This window comes from Bradyrhizobium sp. USDA 4369, assembly GCF_054056435.1.
In genome coordinates this window covers 8000943-8020455 of sequence record NZ_JBSRYH010000001.1, presented here as the reverse complement: position 1 = coordinate 8020455, position 19513 = coordinate 8000943, and the positions used below count along the sequence as shown (strand labels likewise).

General features: G+C 65.9%; 17 protein-coding genes. 11 read left to right on the top strand and 6 right to left on the bottom strand.

Annotated features, from left to right (window positions below):
- Nucleotides 1-106: 106 nt before the first annotated feature.
- On the bottom strand, nt 107-739 hold the full coding sequence (locus ACVIJ6_RS36340) for a GntR family transcriptional regulator (protein WP_456776685.1): 633 nt from the start codon (nt 737-739) through the stop codon (nt 107-109).
- 122 nt (nt 740-861) lie between these two features.
- Here ACVIJ6_RS36340 and bioB point away from each other — a divergent pair, with 122 nt between their 5' ends.
- From bioB to ACVIJ6_RS36315, 5 genes are all read left to right on the top strand, one after another.
- Nucleotides 862-1914 carry a biotin synthase BioB gene (gene bioB / locus ACVIJ6_RS36335; protein ID WP_456776684.1) on the top strand — a complete coding sequence of 351 codons (1053 nt, stop codon included), beginning with the start codon at nt 862-864 and terminating at the stop codon, nt 1912-1914.
- Nucleotides 1915-2004: 90 nt separating this feature from the next.
- The gene (locus tag ACVIJ6_RS36330; RefSeq protein WP_456776683.1) at nt 2005-3171 is read left to right on the top strand and encodes an 8-amino-7-oxononanoate synthase; all 1167 of its coding nucleotides are present in this window, start codon (nt 2005-2007) and stop codon (nt 3169-3171) included.
- Complete coding sequence (gene bioD / locus ACVIJ6_RS36325; protein WP_456776682.1) at nt 3153-3785, top strand: dethiobiotin synthase; 633 nt, start codon at nt 3153-3155, stop codon at nt 3783-3785. Before ACVIJ6_RS36330 ends, bioD begins: the two co-directional genes overlap by 19 nt.
- A complete protein-coding gene (locus tag ACVIJ6_RS36320) occupies nt 3782-5047 on the top strand; it encodes an adenosylmethionine--8-amino-7-oxononanoate transaminase (protein WP_456776681.1) in 1266 nt (421 codons plus the stop codon). Before bioD ends, ACVIJ6_RS36320 begins: the two co-directional genes overlap by 4 nt.
- Nucleotides 5048-5132: 85 nt before the next feature.
- The gene (locus ACVIJ6_RS36315; RefSeq protein WP_456776680.1) at nt 5133-7076 is read left to right on the top strand and encodes an alkyl/aryl-sulfatase; all 1944 of its coding nucleotides are present in this window, start codon (nt 5133-5135) and stop codon (nt 7074-7076) included.
- Between the two features lie 59 nt (nt 7077-7135).
- On the opposite strand, the gene ACVIJ6_RS36310 is transcribed toward ACVIJ6_RS36315, so the two are convergent.
- Nucleotides 7136-8206 carry a glycosyltransferase family 4 protein gene (locus tag ACVIJ6_RS36310; protein ID WP_456776679.1) on the bottom strand — a complete coding sequence of 357 codons (1071 nt, stop codon included), beginning with the start codon at nt 8204-8206 and terminating at the stop codon, nt 7136-7138.
- A 275-nt stretch (nt 8207-8481) separates the two neighbouring features.
- Between ACVIJ6_RS36310 and ACVIJ6_RS36305 the strand changes: the two genes are divergently transcribed.
- The 4 genes from ACVIJ6_RS36305 to ACVIJ6_RS36290 all read left to right on the top strand — a co-directional run bounded on the left by ACVIJ6_RS36305 (nt 8482) and on the right by ACVIJ6_RS36290 (nt 14421).
- Complete coding sequence (locus ACVIJ6_RS36305; protein WP_456776678.1) at nt 8482-10245, top strand: ABC transporter ATP-binding protein; 1764 nt, start codon at nt 8482-8484, stop codon at nt 10243-10245.
- A 68-nt stretch (nt 10246-10313) separates the two neighbouring features.
- A complete protein-coding gene (locus tag ACVIJ6_RS36300; RefSeq protein WP_456776677.1) occupies nt 10314-12515 on the top strand; it encodes an amylo-alpha-1,6-glucosidase in 2202 nt (733 codons plus the stop codon).
- Entirely contained in the window at nt 12512-13003 is a 492-nt protein-coding gene (locus ACVIJ6_RS36295) for a PRC-barrel domain-containing protein (RefSeq protein ID WP_456776676.1), read from the top strand. The genes ACVIJ6_RS36300 and ACVIJ6_RS36295 overlap by 4 nt, the downstream gene beginning before the upstream one ends.
- Nucleotides 13004-13101: 98 nt before the next feature.
- Nucleotides 13102-14421, top strand: coding sequence for an MFS transporter (locus ACVIJ6_RS36290; protein ID WP_456776675.1), 1320 nt, complete (start codon nt 13102-13104; stop codon nt 14419-14421).
- A 26-nt stretch (nt 14422-14447) separates the two neighbouring features.
- Here the strand turns inward: ACVIJ6_RS36290 and ACVIJ6_RS36285 are convergent, their stop codons facing one another.
- From ACVIJ6_RS36285 to fixL, 4 genes are all read right to left on the bottom strand, one after another.
- A complete protein-coding gene (locus ACVIJ6_RS36285; RefSeq protein WP_456777164.1) occupies nt 14448-15146 on the bottom strand; it encodes a helix-turn-helix domain-containing protein in 699 nt (232 codons plus the stop codon).
- Between the two features lie 110 nt (nt 15147-15256).
- Complete coding sequence (locus ACVIJ6_RS36280; protein WP_456776674.1) at nt 15257-15661, bottom strand: response regulator; 405 nt, start codon at nt 15659-15661, stop codon at nt 15257-15259.
- A gap of 77 nt (nt 15662-15738) precedes the next feature.
- On the bottom strand, nt 15739-16356 hold the full coding sequence (gene fixJ, locus ACVIJ6_RS36275) for a response regulator FixJ (RefSeq protein WP_456776673.1): 618 nt from the start codon (nt 16354-16356) through the stop codon (nt 15739-15741).
- Nucleotides 16349-17860 (bottom strand): sensor protein FixL, encoded by a 1512-nt coding sequence (gene fixL, locus ACVIJ6_RS36270; RefSeq protein WP_456777163.1) that lies wholly within the window; start codon nt 17858-17860, stop codon nt 16349-16351. Before fixL ends, fixJ begins: the two co-directional genes overlap by 8 nt.
- 281 nt (nt 17861-18141) lie before the next feature.
- On the opposite strand from fixL, the gene ACVIJ6_RS36265 reads away from it, so the two are divergent.
- Together ACVIJ6_RS36265 and ACVIJ6_RS36260 are read left to right on the top strand one after the other, a co-directional pair.
- On the top strand, nt 18142-18975 hold the full coding sequence (locus tag ACVIJ6_RS36265; RefSeq protein WP_456776672.1) for a universal stress protein: 834 nt from the start codon (nt 18142-18144) through the stop codon (nt 18973-18975).
- Between the two features lie 36 nt (nt 18976-19011).
- Entirely contained in the window at nt 19012-19437 is a 426-nt protein-coding gene (locus tag ACVIJ6_RS36260) for a CBS domain-containing protein (protein ID WP_012042947.1), read from the top strand.
- The last annotated feature ends 76 nt before the right edge of the window (nt 19438-19513 follow it).

The following is a 19513-nucleotide window of genomic DNA, read 5'->3' as shown; positions in this document are numbered from 1 at the left end:
TCGCGGACGCCGCTGCGATGAGCATGTACACAAGAGCGGGCCAGGGCCCCAGCCATCGCGGGCGCATGGGCTTATGCGCATGATCACTGGGAACGGGCCGAACCTTCTACACGCCCGGCCGCGCCAGCCGCTCGATGGTCTGGTTGTGACGGGTCAGCAGTTCGCAGGCATGGCCGATCTGGCGGGCGCGCAGGGCCTGCAGGATCAGCCTGTGATCCTGGTTGGTGCGTGGACGCCAGCCGGCGTTGCGCGCCATCGCGAGCACCAGCCGGGAATTGGCCAGCCGCAATCCATCCAGGCTCGCCAGCAACCGCGGCATCGCGCAAGGCGCGACCAGCGCGCGATGGAAGGCGCGGTTGGCGGTCTCGAACTCCTGGATGGTCTCGGCATTGTCGGCCTCGATCAGCGCAAGCTCGATCGCGGCGAGCTGCGTCGGCGTATAGCGCGGGGCGGCGTTGCGCAGCGCCACCACCTCGAGCGCCACGCGCATCTCGACAATTTCCTTGGTCGATTTCGCATCGAGCGGCGCCACCCGCACGCCGCGTCGCGGCGCTGCGACCACCAGATACAGCGCTTCGAGCTGTCGGAACGCCTCGCGCACCGGCACGTGGCTGGAGTTGAACTCGCGCGCAATGTGGTCCTGCCGCAGCGGGGCGTCCGGCGGCAGCGCGCCGCTGACGATCCGCTCGGTGAGCGCGTCGGCGATCCGATGGGCGGTGGTGAAATTCTCGTCCTGCATGGTGATAGATTATCTATCGAAAAACCGCGTGCCTCGGAAGCATCGATATTTTACGGTGCTTAAATACGCTTGATCATAGATTTTCGAACGGAAAATCTATGATTTGTAGACCGGAGTTTGAGATGAGTGAAGTGCGCGGGCCATCGTCGTCGCAACCTGCAGCGGATGGCGCCCTCCGTCACGACTGGACCAGGGCCGAGGCCGAAGCGCTCTATGCCCTGCCATTCCCGGATCTGATGTTCCGAGCCCAGTCGGTGCACCGCCGGCACTTCGATCCGACCCGGCTGGAGACGGCGAGCCTGCTCAGCATCAAGACCGGCGGTTGTCCGGAGGATTGCGGCTACTGTTCCCAGAGCGCGCATTACGACACCGGCCTCAAGGCGACCAAGCTGATGGATCGCGACGCTGTGGTCGCCACCGCACAGCGCGCCAAGGCGGCGGGGGCGGAGCGCTTCTGCATGGCCGCAGCCTGGCGCAGCCCGAAAGACCGTGATCTCGACCAGGTCTGCGACATGGTCAGCGCCGTGAAGGATCTGGGGATGGAGACCTGCGTCACCCTGGGCATGCTGACGCCGCCGCAGGCGCTGCGTCTGAAGCAGGCCGGGCTCGATTTCTACAACCACAATGTCGACACCTCGCCCGAATTTTACGACCGCATCATCACGACGCGGACCCTGCAGGATCGCATCGACACGCTTGCGCATGTGCGGGACGCCGGCATCAAGGTGTGCTGCGGCGGCATCATCGGCATGGGCGAGGCGGTCGATGACCGGCTCGGCATGATGGTGCTGCTGGCCAATCTCGACGCCCATCCCGACAGCGTGCCGATCAACATGTGGAACGAGGTCAAGGGCGTGCCGGTCAACGATACCGCCGCGCGCCCGGATCCGATCGCGCTGGTGCGGTTGATCGCGGTGACGCGCATCATGATGCCGCAAAGCGTCGTGCGGCTGTCCGCCGGCCGGCAATATATGAGCGACGAATTGCAGAGCTTGTGTCTGCTCGCCGGTGCCAATTCGATCTTCATCGGCGATGTGCTGCTGACCACGGCCAATCCGCAGGCCGATCGCGATGCGGCGCTGCTCGCGCGCCTCGGCATGACCTCGTCATTGTCGGTGCGTCCGGCCGCCGCGACGGCCCCAAAGGAAACGGCAGACGGTTCGTTCGTCGCCTGAGCTAGGCCGCGTCATCCCCTGACCGGCCCGGCGCAGCGCCGGTGCCGACGTTGCTCTGACAGAAGGCGTTCCGAAGAAGGGAGCTGATGCATGAATGCCGCTGCCGACAAGCTCGCCGGCTACGCCGAGCGGTTGCAGAGCCTCGCGGCCGACGACCGGCTGCGCCGGTTGAGCCCGAGATCCGGTCTTGATTTCTCGTCGAACGACTATCTCGGCCTGGCGCAGGCGCCGCGGATGAAGCGCGCGATTGCCGCCGCCATGGAGGCGGGCACGCCGGTCGGAGCCGGCGGTTCGCGCCTGCTGCGCGGCAATTGCGAGGAGCATGAGCGGCTGGAAGCTATGGCCGCGCGCTTCTTCGGCGCTGACAGCGCGCTGTTCTTCGGATCCGGCTACATCGCCAATTTCGCCGTGCTGACGACGCTGCCGCAAGCCGACGACCTGCTGGTGCTCGACGCGCTGGTGCATGCCAGCACGCATGAGGGCGCTCGCGCCGGGCGCGCCGAGATCTGTCAGTTCAGGCACAATGATCCGCAGTCCGCTGAGGATGCGATCCTGGCCTGGCGGAGGGATGGCGGTGTCGGCCGGCCCTGGATCGCTGTCGAAAGCCTGTACAGCATGGACGGCGACCTGGCTCCGCTCGACGATCTGATCGCGATCGCCGCGCGTCACGATGCGTTCCTGCTGATCGACGAGGCGCATGCGACCGGGGTGCATGGCGAGCAGGGGCGGGGTCTCGCCTCGGGCTTCGAGGGACGCGACAACGTCGTTGTCGTTCACACCTGCGGCAAGGCGCTCGGCTCTGCCGGCGCCCTGGTCACGGCCAGCCGGGTGCTGCGCGATACGCTCGTCAACCGTTGCCGTCCCTTCATCTTCGCGACCGCGCCCTCGCCGCTGATGGCGGTCGCCGTGCTGGAGGCGCTTGCGATCCTTCAGGACGAGCCGCAACGGCTGCAGCAGCTCTCACGGCTTGTCGCTTTCACCCATGGCGAGATCGCGCGCCGGTTCGGCACCACCTGGTCGTCGTCCCAGATCATTCCCTACATCGTCGGCGACAATGCTCCGGCGATGGCGCTGGCCTCGGCGCTGCAGGCGCGCGGCTTCGACATTCGCGGCATCCGTCCGCCGACCGTGCCCGCCGGCACGGCGCGGCTCCGGCTGTCGCTCACCTTGAACGTCGATGAGGCCGCGGTGGTGTCGCTGCTTGACGCGCTCGCCGAGGAAACCGGAGCCGGACAGCGATGGCGCAGCGCATCGTAGTCACGGGCACCGACACCGGCATCGGCAAGACCGTGTTCGCCGCGGCGCTCACGGGCCTGCTCGGGGCCTGCTACTGGAAGCCGGTGCAGGCGGGGCTTGCCGAGGAGACGGATTCGCGCTGCGTTCAGCGGCTCGCCGACCTCGCCGACGACCGTCTGGTCCCCGAAGCCTATCGCCTGGCCGCGCCGGCTTCGCCGCATCTCGCGGCACGGCTCGATGGCGTCAGCATCGATCCGCTGCGGTTGAACCCTCCCGACACCGGCGGCAGGCCCCTGGTGATCGAGGGCGCCGGCGGCGTGATGGTGCCGCTCACCGCGGATACGCTCTATCTCGACGTCTTCGCGCGATGGCAATGGCCGGTCGTGCTCTGCGCCCGCACCAGCCTCGGCACGATCAATCACTCGCTGCTGTCGCTGGCCGCACTGCGCAGCCGCGGCATCGCGGTGCTCGGTATCGCCTTCATCGGCGACGCCTGTGCGGACAGTGAGGAGACGATCTGCCGGCTCGGCGCGGTGAAGCGGCTCGGCCGGCTGCCCTGGCTTCCGGCGCTGAACGCGCGATCCCTGCAGCAGGCCATGGCGGCCGAATTCCGGCACGCGGATTTCGCGCCATGACGCGCAAGGCCGTCTCGCCGATCTGGCATCCCTTCACCCAGCATGCGCTGCAGCCGGAGATGACGCCGGTCGCGCGCGGCGACGGCGCGTATCTCATCACACGCGATGGCCGGCGCATCATCGATGCGATCGCCTCCTGGTGGGTGGTGACGCATGGCCATTGTCATCCGCCGATCGTGCGCGCGATCCAGGAGCAGGCCGGGCGGCTAGATCAGGTCATCTTCGCCGGACATACCCACGAACCGGCCGAGCAACTCGCTGCCGGCCTGCTCGATCTGGTCCCACCCACGCTGGCGCATGTCTTCTTCTCGGACAGCGGCGCCACCAGCGTCGAGGTCGCGCTGAAGATGGCGCTCGGCTATTTCAGGAATATCGGCGAGCCGCGCGCGCGCATTGCCGTGATGCAGCATTCCTATCACGGCGACACGATCGGCACGATGTCGGTCGGTGCCCGCGGCGTGTTCAACGCAGCCTATGAGCCGCTGCTGTTCGATGTCGCCGTGGTGCCGTTTCCAGCCGCGGGACATGAGCAGGCGACGCTCGACGCGCTTGCCGCGATCTGCGAAGGCGACAGGCCGGCCGCCTTCATCGTGGAGCCGCTGGTGCTCGGCGCTGGTGGCATGCTGATGTATCCCGCAGCGCTGCTGCGCGAGATGCACCGCATCTGCAAGGCGTCCGGCGTGCTGTTCATCGCCGACGAGGTCATGACCGGCTGGGGCCGGACCGGCACTCTATTCGCCTGCGAGCAGGCCGGCATCGCTCCCGATATCGCCTGCTACGCCAAGGGCCTGACGGGCGGGGCGATGCCGCTCGCGGTGACGCTGTGCAGCGCAGAGATCTTCGAGGCGCATTATTCGACCGACCGCAGGCGCACCTTCTTCCATTCCAGCTCCTACACGGCCAATCCGATCGCCTGCGCTGCGGCATGTGCCAATCTCGCACTGTGGCAGCAGCCGGAGACGCACGCCCGGATCTCCTCCGTCGCTGCAGCGCAGGAGCGTTGTGTCGCGCGCTTTCGAGACGACGAGCGATTCTCGGACGTGCGACGCTGCGGCACCATCACCGCGCTCGACCTTCATGCCGACGACGAGGGCTATCTCGCCGACATCGGACCGAAGCTGCAGGCGTTCTTTCGCGACAGCGACGTGCTGCTGCGGCCGCTCGGCCATACGATCTATGTGATGCCGCCTTACTGCGTCACCGCTGCCGATATCGAGGCGATCTACGCCACGATCGATGCGGCGGTCGATCACGTGATCTGAAAGCCGCTTTCCGGCTGCGATTTGCGCTCCAGGGTTCCGCGCATTAGCATCCCTCAAACAAGTGGGTTGCGGGAGGACGGAAGCCATGAATGCCTCGATCGACGGTGAACGCTTCAACGAGCCAAAGGAGGCCACGGCGGCCGTGGTTGCGGCGCAGAGGTCCGTGCTCGATGCGTTGCCCTTTGCGGACACGGCTGATTTCGCGGACGCGGCGCGCGGCTTTCTCGGCACGATCGAGGATGCCAAGGTCACGACCGTGCAGGGGCGGACCGTCTGGAGCCTCGCGCCCTACGGCTTTCTGAATGTGGAGGATGCGCCGCCGACCGTCAATCCGAGCCTGTGGCGGCAGGCGAAGCTCAACATGCATCATGGCCTGTTCGAGGTCGTGCCCGGCGTCTACCAGGTGCGTGGGCTCGATATCGCCAACATGACGCTGATCGAGGGCGAGACGGGGGTGATCGTGGTCGACACGCTGACCTCGATCGAGGGCGCGCGGGCGGCGCTCGAGCTGTATTATCAGCATCGCGGGGTCCGGCCGGTCACGGCTGTGATGTTCACCCACACCCACACCGATCATTGGGGCGGCGCGCGCGGCGTGGTCGACGAGGATGCGGTCGCCAGCGGCCGGGTGCCGCTGATCGCGCCGAACCTGTTCATCGAGCATGCGGTGTCTGAGAACATCATCGCCGGTCCCGCGATGCTGCGCCGGGCGCAATATCAGTTCGGTCCATTGCTGGCCAAGGGCGCGAAGGGGCATGTCGATTGCGGGCTCGGCAAGAGCATGGCGGCGGGATCCGTGGCGCTGCTGCGGCCGACCGACCTCATCATGGCGACGGGTGACACCAGGACCATCGACGGGCTCGTCTTCGAATTCCAGATGGCGCCGAACAGCGAGGCGCCGGCCGAGATGCATTTCTACGTGCCGCGCTACAGGCTGTTGAACCTCGCCGAGAACTGTACGCACAACTTCCACAATCTGCTGCCGTTTCGCGGCGCCGATGTGCGCGATGCGCTGGCCTGGTCGAAATATCTCGGCGAGGCGCTGCAATTGTGGGGCGGCAAGGCCGAGGCGATGTGCGGCCAGCATCATTGGCCGGTATGGGGTGCGAGCCGGGTCGACATTGTCATCCGCGAGCAGCGCGATCTCTACAAATTCGCGCATGATCAGACCGTGCGGCTGATGAATCACGGCCTGACCGCGAGCGAGATCGCCGAGACCATCGCGCTGCCGAAAAGCCTCGAAGGCGCGTGGCATGCGCGCGGCTATTACGGCCACATCCGGCACAATGTGAAGGCGATCTATCAGAAATATCTCGGCTGGTATGATGCTAACCCCGCCAATCTCGATCCTTTGCCGCCGGTCGAGGCCGGGCGGAAATATGTCGCGTACATGGGCGGCGCGGAGAGCCTGCTGGCGCGGGCGCGCGAGGATTTTGCAAGAGGCGAGTTCCGCTTCGTGGCGCAGGCTGTCAGTCATCTCGTCTTTGCCGAGCCTGACAATACCGCGGCGCGCGCGCTGCTGGCCGATACGCTGGAGCAGCTCGGCTACGCCGCCGAGAGCGCAACCTGGCGCAATGCCTATTTGTTCGGCGCGCAGGAGCTGCGCCACGGCATGCCGGATGTCCCCGCGCGCCCGGGCATGCCGCGCGAGACCCTGGCGGCCTTGCGCACGGAGCAATTATGGGACGTGCTCGGCGTCCGGCTGAACGGGCCGAAGGCCGAGGGCAAGCACATCGTGCTGAACTGGACCTTCACCGATTCCGGCGAGCAATTTGTGCTGACGCTGCAGAACTGCGCGCTGACCTATGCCGTGGGCGTGCAGGCCTGTACAGCGGACGCAGGATTTACGCTGGCGCGATCGACGCTCGACGAGATCATCGCGAAAGCTGTGACCTTTCCGGACGCGGTCGCGGCCGGAAAGATCAGCTTCGCCGGAAATCCGATGCGGCTTGCCGAGCTGATGTCCTTGATGGACGAGTTCCCTCGCATGTTCGAGATCGTCGCGCCGAAGCGTGCGAAGGTGACTTAGCAAGGGTGATCTAAATCGAGGCGGAGACCGGGCGGTGCAATCGCCCGGCCTCCATACTGTCATTCCGCGCTGCTGACCAACCTGATGCGCGGCTCGGCGCGGTCGATCAGGCTGCGATAGGCGGCGAGATAGTCGAGTGCCATGCGCCGCGCGGTGAAGCGCCTCTCGAACTGCTCGCGCACGCGGGCGCGGCTGAGATCGGCGAGGCGATTGACCGCGGCGACCGCGCTGAGCTCGTCCTCGACGATGAAACCGGTGATGCCGTCATCGATCACTTCGGGGACCGAGCCGCGATTATAGGCGATCACGGGTGTTCCGCAGGCCATCGCTTCGATCATCACGAGGCCGAAAGGTTCCGGCCAGTCGATCGGCAGCAACAGGCCGAGCGCGCCCGACAGGAACGCCGGCTTTTCATCGTCGCCGATCTCGCCGATATAGTCGACCAGCGGATTGCCATTGATCAGTGGATAGATCAGCTGATCGTAATAGTCCTGGTCGGCGCGATCGACCTTGGCTGCGATCTTGAGCGGCACGCCGCAGCGCATGGCAATCTTGATGGCGCGGTCGACGCCCTTCTCGGGCGCGATCCGCCCAAGCACGGCGAGATAGCTCGGCGTGATCGGCTTCGGCATCAATAGTGTCCCGGGCAATCCGTGCAGGACGGTGCGGACCCAGTTGGCATTCGGAACGGGACGGCGCTGCGCGTCCGAGATCGAGACGACGGGAACATCCTTGAACATGGAGAACACCGGCTGGTGCTCGGGCAGATCGAGGCGGCCATGCAAGGTGGTCAGGAACGGCGTCGGCTGGCGCTGAAAGAGGGAGAACGGATAATAGTCCAGATGGAAATGGAGGATGTCGAACGCTTCGTCGTCGCATTTCCGGCGCACGCCTTCCAGCATCACCATGTGCAGTGCGTTCGGGTCCCGCACCGAGCCGTCGAGGCGCAGCGCCTTCGGCCATGTCGGCGAGAGCTTTGCCGAGGTCTGGGAATCGCCGCTGGCGAACAGCGTGACGTCGTGTCCGAGGGCAACGAGCTCTTCGGTCAGCCAGTGCACGACCCGCTCAGTGCCGCCGTAGAGCTTCGGAGGCACGGCCTCCGTCAATGGAGCAACCTGCGCAATGCGCATCTCACCGTCTCCTATTTGTGATGTTCGCTGACGTCCCCGATCGAAGGCACCGGCACAGCCATAGCTGGAACGTTGTCGCATCTGCGAAGTTCCCTTCAGGCGATCACTCTTTATTCGAGACAACGTGTTGCTTCGCGTCTCAATGATGCCATCCACGATCTCCAACGCTGTCACCGCATGAACATGACGGCCGGTATGCCGGAACCGGAGAAACCGTTCATCGTTCATTGGCCGCAACAGGTGTCGCCACCACCAGCTCACTGCACAGGAAGACAATGGATCAGCTCTCAGGCTACGCGCACCGGCCGTTTCCGTTCGTCATGCGTTATCTGCGTAGGCGTCCGGCATCCCATCTCATCATTCTCTTATCCGTGACCGGTGCAGTGGCCTGCTCGGTGGGCACGCAATATGGCGTCAAGTCGCTGGTCGACAGCCTTTCGGCCGGGCCCGGCGGCAATAGCCGCGTCTGGGCGGCATTCGCCCTATTGATGGCGCTGATTGCGACCGACAACATCCTCTGGCGCGTCGCCAGCTGGATTGCGAGCTTCTCCTTCGTGCGCGTCACCGGCGATCTTCGGCGCGACATCTTCCGGCATCTCACCGGCCATTCGCCGAGCTATTTCGGCGACCGTCTCCCGGGCATGCTGTCGAGCCGCATCACGGCGACATCGAATGCGGTGTTCACGGTCGAGAACATGTTCGTCTGGAACGTGCTGCCGCCATGCCTCGCGACAGTGGCGGCGATCGGCCTGATTGGAACCGTCAGTGGGGCGATGGCGATCGCGCTGCTGCTGATCGCGGCCATGATGGTGCTGGCGATGTTCCGGCTTGCGGCGGCGGGCAAGCCGCTGCACGATGATTTCGCGGACAAGGCAGCGATGGTCGACGGTGAGATGGTCGATGTGATCTCGAACATGCCGCTGGTACGCGCATTCTGCGGTCTGCGTCACGAGCACGACCGGTTCGATGCGACCGTGAACAAGGAGTTGGAGGCCCGCGGCCGCAGCCTGCGTTATCTCGAGAAGCTGCGCATCCTGCACGCCACGGTGACGATCGTGCTGACGGTGGCGCTGATGGCCTGGGCGATCTCGCTGTGGCAGCGGGGCGGGGCGACCACCGGCGATGTGGTCCTGGTGTGCACGCTCGGCCTGAGCATTCTCAACGCCACCCGCGATCTGGCGGTGGCGCTGGTTGACGTCACCCAGCACGTCGCGCGCATGAGCGAGGCAATCGCGACTTTGCTGCAGCCGCATGAGCTGCGCGATCACCCGGAAGCCGAGCCGCTGGTCAAGAGCGGTGCGGCCATCGCCTTCGACAACATCACCTTCCATTATCCCGGCGGCAGCAAGCTGTTCGAGAACTTCTCGCTGCGGCTGCAGCCGGGGCAGCGTGTCGGACTGGTCGGGCAGTCCGGCGGCGGCAAGTCGAGCCTGTTCACCCTGCTGCAGCGGTTCTACGATCCGCAAACGGGCCGTATCACGATCGACGGCCAGGATATCGCCCGGGTGACGCAGCAGAGCCTGCGCGAGGCGATCTCGGTCGTTCCGCAGGACATCTCGCTGTTCCACCGCTCTATCCTGGAAAACATCCGCTACGGCCGTCCCAGCGCGACCGATGACGAGGTGCTGCGGGCCGCGATCGCCGCGCGTTGCGATTTCGTCGAGACGCTGCCGGAGGGATTGCAGACCATGGTCGGCGACCGCGGCGTCAAGCTGTCCGGCGGCCAGCGCCAGCGCATCGCGATTGCACGCGCCTTCCTCAAGGATGCGCCGATCCTGCTGCTCGACGAGGCGACGGCCGCGCTCGACAGCGAGTCGGAAGAGGCGATCCGCGAGGCGCTGAGCCGGCTGATGCGCGGGCGCACGGTGATCGCGATCGCGCATCGGCTCGCGACGTTGCGCAATTTCGATCGCGTGGTGGTGCTCAGATCGGGCAGGATCATCGAGGACGGCGCGCCCGACCGGCTGATGCAAAGCGAGGGACCCTATCGGGACCTCGTGACCCAGGAGATGAACCGGCTGGCCAAGTTCGCGGCCTGATCGTTGCGTCGCATCCCGCGCCGGCCGTTTCCGGTCGCGCGGGCACTCCAACATCGCACGAGGTCAACATGTCGGCCGAACCCGCAATTACACTCGCATCGATGCCGCGGATCGACGAGCCCGCCGAGCAGCCGTTCTACATTCCGATGACGGGGCCGGCCGCCCGGCCGCGGCGCTCGCTCAAGCACGACGACACCTTCATCGTGCTGGACGGCCATGGCGACATCGGCGCGTCGGCCGGCGGGCCGGACGGCCTGTTCAATGCCGATACGCGCTATCTCGCGCGGCTGGAGCTGACGCTCGACGAGGTCCAGCCGCTGCTGCTCGGCTCCAGCCTGCGCGACGACAATTCCGGGCTGACCGTCGATCTCACCAATCCTGACATCTATGAGCAGGGTCGGCTGGTGCTGCCGAAGGACGTGCTGCACATCGTGCGCACGATCTTCCTGTGGCGCGGCACCGCCTATCAGCGCATCGGCGTTCAGAATCACGGCGACCGGCGCGCCAGCTTCGATCTCAAGCTCGCTTTCGACAATGATTTCGCCGATCTGTTCGAGGTGCGCGGCGCCGTCAGGGCGCGGCGCGGCAAGGGCGCCAGCCGGCTGATCGGCCCGTCTGATGTGGTGCTGGACTATCGCGGGCTCGACGACGTGACGCGCACGACGGCGCTGCATTTCGATCCGCGGCCGACCACGCTTGCGGTCGATGTCGCGACCTATCATTTCGATCTCGCGCCGCAGGAATCGACCTCGCTGTTCGTGGCCGTGAGCTGCAATGCGAAGGCCGGCGAGCGGCCGGGCCGCTTCTTCCGCAGCCTGCTCGCGCATCGCCGCGAGATGCGCCGCTGCACCCATGGAGCGACCACGATCGAGACCTCCAACGACATCCTCAACGAGGTGCTGTGCCAGGCTGCGGCCGACCTCAACATCCTGATGACCGACACGCCGGAGGGGCGTTATCCCTATGCCGGCATTCCCTGGTATTCGACCACGTTCGGCCGCGACGGGCTGATCACGGCGATGCAGATGCTGTGGGTCGATCCGCGCATCGCCCGCGGCGTGCTGCGCCGTCTCGCCTCGCATCAGGCGCACGCCACCGATCCGCTCGCCGACGCCGAGCCGGGCAAGATCCTGCACGAGATGCGCGGCGGTGAAATGGCGGCGCTGCGCGAGGTGCCGTTCGCCTGCTACTATGGCAGCGTCGACTCGACGCCGCTGTTCGTGCTGCTCGCCGGCCTCTATGTCGAGCGGACCGGCGACATCGACACGCTGCGCGAGCTGTGGCCGGCGATCGAGGCGGCGCTGCACTGGATCGACGGTCCCGGCGATCCCGATCGCGACGGCTTTGTCGAATATCAGCGCGCCTCGGAGCAGGGCCTAGCCAATCAGGGCTGGAAGGATTCCTACGACGCCGTGTTCCATGCCGACGGACGGCTGGCCGAAGGTTACATCGCGCTCGCCGAGGTGCAGGGCTACGTCTTCGCCGGCAAGCAGCTGGCGGCGCGCTGCGCCCGCCGGCTCGGCAAGGCCGATTTCGCCGAACGGCTGCAGGCCGAGGCCACGCGGCTGGCGCAGCAGTTCGAGGACGCCTTCTGGTGCGAGGATCTCAACACCTATGCGCTCGCGCTCGACGGCAGCAAGCAGCCGTGCCGGGTGCGCACCTCGAATGCGGGGCAATTGCTGTTCAGCGGCATGGTGCGCGAGGACCGCGCCCGCAGGGTCGCCGCTGATCTGTTGCGGCCGCACTTCTTCTCCGGCTGGGGCATCCGCACCGTCGCCTCTGGCGAGGTGCGCTACAATCCGATGTCCTATCACGACGGCTCGATCTGGCCGCACGACAATGCGCTGATTGCGCTCGGCCTGTCACGCTACGGCCTGAAGCACGCGGTGGAGCAGGTGTTCGGGGGCCTGTTCGAGGCGGCGTCCTACATGGATCTGCGCCGGCTGCCGGAGCTGTTCTGCGGCTTCCGCCGTGAGAAGCATCGCGGGCCGACGCTGTATCCGGTCGCCTGCGCGCCGCAGGCCTGGGCGAGCGCAACGCCGTTCACTCTGCTCGAGGCGGCCCTCGGGCTCGAGTTCGACGCCGCCCGCGGCGAGATCCGCCTGCGCAATCCGCGGCTGCCGGCATTCCTGGACTGGGTGGTGCTGCGCGATCTCCGGCTCGGCAGCTCCACGATCGATCTGCGCATCCGCCGCCACGAAGAGGACATCTCCATGGAGGTGCTGCGGCGGCGCGGCCAGATCCAGGTCTCGCTGGTGCTGGCGCAATGACGCGGACTGTGCATCGGTTCCGCAACGCTCGCGCGCTCGGCGGCCTCGTCGGGGTGTCGCTGCTCGCGGGCCTGCAGATGAATGCCGGCCATGCCCAGCAGGCGTCGCCGATGCCGCCCACGAAGGAGCCGGCGCCGCCGCCTTCGGTGACGATCCTCGGCGCGCGCGATGCGCATGGCGTGCTCGGCCGCGACGTGCGCAGTTCGACCGGCGAGGACATGGGCCACATCGTCGATGTCATCGTCGATCTCACAGGCACGGTGCGGGCGGCGGTGATCGATTTCGGCGGCTTTCTCGGCGTCGGCAGCCGCAAGATCGTGGTCGATTGGACTGCGCTCGATTTCAAGCACATCGCCGACAAGAGCGACCAAGTCACGCTGGATCTCACCAAGGAGCAGGTGAAGGCCGCGCCCGAATACAAGGAGGACAAGCCCGTCGTCGTGCTCGGCGCGGCCGGCAAGCTGTCCCCCTGGATTTTCGATCATTGAGTTGATGCGTGAGACCGCCGGTCCGGCACGTCAGCGTGCTCCGGACAAGGTGGGCCTATTCTGTCCCGCGACCGTCATGAATTGAGACCGTGAGAGCGATGCCGATTGCACGGCCGTCCCTACCGCCCGACCGCGAGCCCGAGCCAGATGGCACGGACGCCGGCGCGCGCGCCGGCGCCGCGCAAGAGCACGGCCCTTCGGGAAAGCCGTCGCCATCGCAGCAGAGCCTGCGCGGGCTCGACTGGTTCATCTTCTTCCTGGCCGACGTGCAGACCGGATTCGGTCCGTTCATCGCCGTCTATCTCACGACGCAGAAATGGACCCAGGCGCAGATCGGCCTGGTGCTGTCGATCGGCGGCATCGTCGGCCTGATCGGACAGATGCCGGGCGGCGCGATCATCGATGCTGCGAAATCCGAGCGGCGTGTGGCGGGGCTCGCCGTCGCCGCCATCGGATGCTGCGCGCTGGCTTATGCGGTCTGGCCGATCTTTCCGGTGGTCGCAGGCGCGGCGACCCTCCATGCGGCCGCGAGCTGCGTGCTGGGCCCCGCGATCGCCGCGATCAGTCTCGGTCTGGTCGGACCGCGCGGCATGGCCGAGCGTCTCGGCCGCAACGCGCGCTTTGCCTCGCTCGGCAACGGCGTCGCCGCCGCCATCATGGGAACTTGCGGCTATCTGCTCTCGAGCCGCGCGGTCTTTCTCGTCACCTTCATTCTCGCCTTTCCGACCCTGATCGCCTTGTCGCGGATCCGCGAGCGCGAGATCGACATCGCGCGGGCGCATGGCCATGCCGTGCAGGAGGACAGGGAGATCGCGCGGCTGTCGAATCTGCTCGGCCTGCTGCGCCAACGGGCGCTGCTGGTGTTCGCGCTCGGCGTATTCCTGCTGCAATTCGCCAATGCGGCGATGCTGCCGCTGATGGCAGGGGTGGTGACGACGAAATCCAGCGAATGGGCGCCGATGCTGATCGCATTCTGCATCGTCGTGCCGCAGGCCATCGTGGCGCTGACCTCGCCGTCCGTCGGCGCGGTGGCACAACAATATGGCCGCCGGCCATTCCTGATGTTGGGATTTTCGGCGCTCGCGATTCGCGGCGCGCTGTTCGCCGTCGTGCACGACCCTTACATCTTGGTAGCCGTGCAGATCTTCGACGGCGTCACCGCCGCGGTGTTCGCCGTGATGATCCCGCTGACGGTGGCCGATGTCGCCTTCGGCAGCGGTCACTTCAATCTGGCGCAGGGGATCGTGGGGACCGCGACCGGAATCGGCGCCTCGCTGTCGACCGTGGTAGCCGGATTCGTCAGCGACAGGTTTGGCAGCGCCACGGCCTTTCTGGGATTGTCGGGCGTGGCGCTTGCGGGGCTGGTCCTGATCGCGCTGCTGATGCCCGAGACCGGGCAGCACGCGCGCAGGGCTTAAAGCAGGGCTTGGATTGGCTGGGCGCCTCAGGCGTCCATGCTGCGCAGGCGCTGGCGGTTGCGCAGCACGATCTGGCGGGCACCGGAAAAGCCGAGAACACCCTGGCTGTGCAGTTGCGACAGCGCGCGGGAGACGGTCTCCAGCGTCAGGCCGAGATAGTCGCCGATGTCGCGGCGGCACATCGGCAGTGCCATCATGCCGGCCACGGCGAGGCGGCGGTCCATTTCCAGCAGGAAGGTCGCGACCCGCTCCATCGCGGTCTTGCGGCCCAGCAGCAGCATGTGGTCTTCGGCATGGCGGAGGTCGCCGGCGGTCATCGTCCACAGCTTGCGGGCGACGGCGACGTCAACGCTGGCGGCCTGTTCGAGGCTGCGACGCTTCACCAGGCGTACATTGGTGTCGATGATGGCTTCGGCGGCCAGACGGTGCGAGGAGCCGAATTCCAGGCCGAACACGTCGCCCGGCAGGTGGAAGGCGCCGATCTGGCGGCGGCCGTCGGACAGCAGCTTGTAGCTGCGCACGGCACCGGAGATGACCTGGTAGACATATTCGGCCGGCTCGTCCTCGCCATAGATCTCCTCGTCCTTCTTGTACGAGAACTCGCTGGCGATCAGCCCGGCATGGCCGGTGATCTCGGCAAACGGATTGGCGGCAGGGGCGGCAGGAGAGGGAATGACGGTGGCGGTGGGGGTGACGACCGAATGTGTAACCGGCTGATTGAGCATGACCATCTCCTTGCGGCGGATGGCGATGTGGTACACGGCGGCTCCCGTTAAGGACATTTCGGCCGTTATCTTAAGGAGGGTCCCTTACGTAGATGTACGTAGGCAGCCCCTCAGCAGGCGCGCTTGGCGGTAGCCGAATGCTCGTTGGCGATCGCCTTGCGGATGCGCTTGACCAGATTGTCGTCGAGCAGCGGCTTGAGCAGGAAATCCTGGATGCCGACGGCTGCTGCGCGCGCCTCCAGCCGGTCGTCATAATGGCCGGTGATCAGCACCACCGGTGCGGTCGCACCTTGCTTGCGCAACCGTTCGGCGAGCTCGACGCCGTTGAGCTCGGGCATCTTGTAATCGACGACGAAGCAGTCGACTGGTGCATGATCCGATGCGTTGAGCAGCGCGATGCCGCTGCGGAACGTGCGGACGTCGAAGCCATCGGCCTCGAGCAGGAAGCGGAGCGAGCCGAGGACGTCGGCATCGTCATCGGCGACGTAGACCTTGGGTTTGGTGTGAACCGACATGGCACGTGCCGCGAGAATGTGATGTTGAACCGAGGCACAACGTTACATTCGATTCCGTCAAGCCCGCTTGATCTAGCTCAATCCTTCAAAGCGCCCGCGCGCATCGCCAGCCGCACCAGCTCGGAGAGGCTGTTCGCGCCCATCTTGGTCATCACGTTCGCACGATAGACCTCGATGGTGCGCGGACTGATGTCGTACTCGCGCGCGATCAATTTGTTGGAGAGGCCGGCCATCAATCCGTCCATCACCTGCCGCTCCCTCGGGCTCAGGCTGGCGATGCGGCCGAGGATGTCTTGCGTGATCGACTCGTTCTTCGCCGCCGGCTCGGCCTGTCGAATCGCCGTCTCGATCATCGCGACGAGGCGCTCGTCCTCGAACGGCTTTTCGAGGAAGTCCACCGCGCCGAGTTTCATCGCCTCGACTGCGAGCGGGACGTCGCCATGGCCGGTCATCACCAGGATCGGGAAGCTGCTGCCAGCCGCCTTCATGCGCTTCAGCAGTTCGATCCCGTCGATGCCCGGCATCCGCACGTCGGACACCACGCAACCGAAGCTGAGCGCGGGCAGGTGGTCGAGAAACGCCTGCGCTTGCTCGAACAGAATCACCTCGAAGCCGGAGGAATCGAGCAGGAAGTTGAGCGAATCCCGCATCGCCTCGTCGTCATCGATCACATAGACCTTGGCCCGTTCAGCCATCATGCTCAACCCTGGTTGGAGCCGCCGGCAGGGTGAAGCGGAATGTCGCGCCTCCGGCCTCGTTGTTCTCGGCCCACATGCGCCCGCCATGAGCCTCGATGATGGATCGGCTGATCGAGAGCCCGACTCCCATTCCGGTGTCTTTGGTTGTGAAGAAGGTCTTGAAAAGGTTGGGCATGACGTCGTCGTGGAAGCCTGTTCCCGTATCGGACACCGCGACCTCGATCAAGTCGTCGCTGATCCGGCGGTTTGTCGCGGCAAGTTCCCGTCGCGGAGCGTTCGACATAGCCTCCAGGGCGTTGCGGAACAGGTTCACGAGCACCTGCTGGATCTGCACGCGGTCGGCCAGAACCAGATCGGCATCCGGGTTGAGTTGGAAGCGTAGTTGGACGTTCTGTTCGCGGGCGCCGGCAAGGCCGAGCGCGCCGGCCTCCTCGATCAACTTGGACAGGCTCTCGACCCGCTTTTCCGATTCGCCGCGCGAGACGAAGTCGCGGAGCCGGCGGATGATCTGGCCGGCGCGAATCGCCTGCTCGGCAGCGCGGTCCATGGCGCTTTCGATCTTGCCGGTGTTCGGGTCGCTGCTGCCGGCGAGCAGCCGGCGCGAGCCCTTCATGTAGTTGCTGATGGCCGCCAGCGGCTGGTTCAGCTCATGCGCCAGCGCCGAGGCCATCTCGCCCATGGCGCTCAGCCGCGACACATGAACCAGCTCGGACTGCAATTCGCGCAGCCGTGCCTGGGTCTGCTGGTGCTCGGTGAGGTCATGGGCGAAGCCGGTGAAATAGGGCTTGCCGCCGGATTGCATCTCGCCGATCGACAGATGCATCGGGAAGGTCGTGCCGTCGCGGCGCCGGCCGGTCACGATCCGGCCGATGCCGATGATGTGGCGCTCGCGGGTCGAATGATAGCGGGTGAGATAGCCCGCATGACGCGACCGGTCCGGCTCCGGCATCAATTCGCTGACGTCGAGGCCGACCGCCTCTTTCTCGGTGTAGCCGAACATGCGCTCGGCGGCGGTGCTGAAGAACTGGATGATGCCGCCGCCGTCGATCACGATCATCGCGTCGGGCACCGTGTCCAGGATCGAGCGGAAATGCTGTTCCCGCAGCCGCAGCGCCTCTTCCAGTCGCTTCTCCTGGTCGATATCGAGTGCGATGCCGCGAAGATGTCGCGGCTTGTCGGTCGCGTCCGGCACCACGCCGGCCAGCACGCGAATCCAGTGGTCGCCGCCGGGCACCTTGAACGACATGTCGAAGCCGGTGCCCTGCTGGCGGGAATGCTCGATCGCCGCTTCGACAGCCGCACGATCTTCCGGCGCGAGCAGCGCAAGAAAGACCGCGAACGTGACCGGGTCATCGGCCCCCACTCCGAACAGCTTCCGGGTGGTGGCCGACCAATAGAAATCGCCGGTGGCCAGGTCGAGATCCCAGGCGCCGAAGCCGAGCGCATTGGCGTCCCCGGGCCGGGCCGCCGCATCGGGAAAAGGTTGGGTGACGCCGCGCACTTCTAGACTTTCAATCAATTCGCCGTAATGGCCGAAGCCGGATTGCCGTGAACAGGTGGTGCGGGGAGGGGGCCGCACCGGTATTCTACACGAGATTTAGCAGCCGCAACGCAGGGTTGGCGTAAACTTTGGATCGACAATTCAAGGGTTTCCCCGGTTTTCCGCGAGTTCCACGGTTCACCTCGACCAGCGGGTTCCGCAGCCGCACATTTGATCTATCTCATCACGGCGGGGGATTTCACCTCTATGAGCTGCATGGAAGCAATGTTTGGAGAGGCGGGATGACGTTCGCGACTGTCATGGTGAGCCTAGCGCTCAGCCAGCCGAATGAAGCCCGTCTCCAGGTCGCCGGCGACTTGGCGGCGCGCTTCGAGGCCGGGGTGATCGGCGTGGCGGCCGCGGAATTTACCCCGCCGCTGTACTTCACCACCGGGGAGCAGGCCCAGGATCTGATCGAGCAGGGCGAGGCAGCGCTGCAGACGCGGCTTGGTGAGCTTGAGCAGCACTTCCGCTCGGTGGTCGGGGGGCGCGCGGCGCCGTTGAGCTGGCGTGCCGCGCTGGATTTCCCGGTCCGCTACGTGCTGGCGCAGGCCCGCGCCGCCGACATCCTGGTGACCGGGAGCGTTCCTCCCGGGGTGTCCGACGCGTTCGCGATCGCCAGCCCGAAGGATCTCGTGATGCAGGCGGGGCGACCGCTGCTCGTGGTTCCGGACAATGCGACCTGGCTCGACCTCTCGACGGTCCTCGTCGCCTGGAAGGAGACCCCCGAGTCTCGTCGCGCGCTGGTCGATGCGCTGCCGCTGCTCGCCAAGGCGACCGACGTCGTCGTGACCGAGATCCTGGAAAACACATCGGAATACGATGCCTGCGAGGCGCGCCTGGATGACGTGGTCGCTTGGCTCGGCCGTCATCAGATCATCGCATCGGCCCGGGTCGAACAGCCCGGGCAGGGGCGTAACGTTGCGGCCAAGCTCGATGCCGTCGCCGCCGATGTCTCGGCGGGTCTTGTCGTTGCCGGCGCCTACGGTCATTCGCGCTTCCGCGAGCTCGTGCTGGGCGGCGTCACCGAGCATCTGGTGACGCGCACCGAGCGTTGCGTGCTGCTGTCGCACTGAAACTCAATCGCTTCATCCGAGAACAGGATTGCCGCCTTGTACAGATTTCTCGAGGAAACCGCCGGCACCTACATGACGCGGAACGTCACGACCGTGACCCGGGACACGACGATCCGCGAGTTGAGTGACATGTTCGACCGGGACGATTTCAACACCTATCCCGTCGTCGAGAACGACGAGGTGATCGGCATCGTCACCAAGTTCGACATACTGAGATGCTTCGCGTTCACGCCGAATCAGATGCTGCCTCGCTACAGCGATCTGATGGACCGCACCGTCGCCACCGTGATGACGTCCGAGTTCATCTATGTCCGGCCGGATACGAAGCTGACGCGGGTGCTGCAATTGATGGTGGAGCATCGCATCCGCAGTCTTCCGGTGACCGACGGCAACAATCGCCTGGTCGGGATCGTGGCCCGCGAGGATATCGTTCGGGCGCTGGCGGCGGCCGCGAAGGACTGACGGCGGCCGCTCGGCTGGAACTGATACGGAAGTCTAAGACCACATCGTCCCGCACGCTTGGCTGCGCGCGGGACGA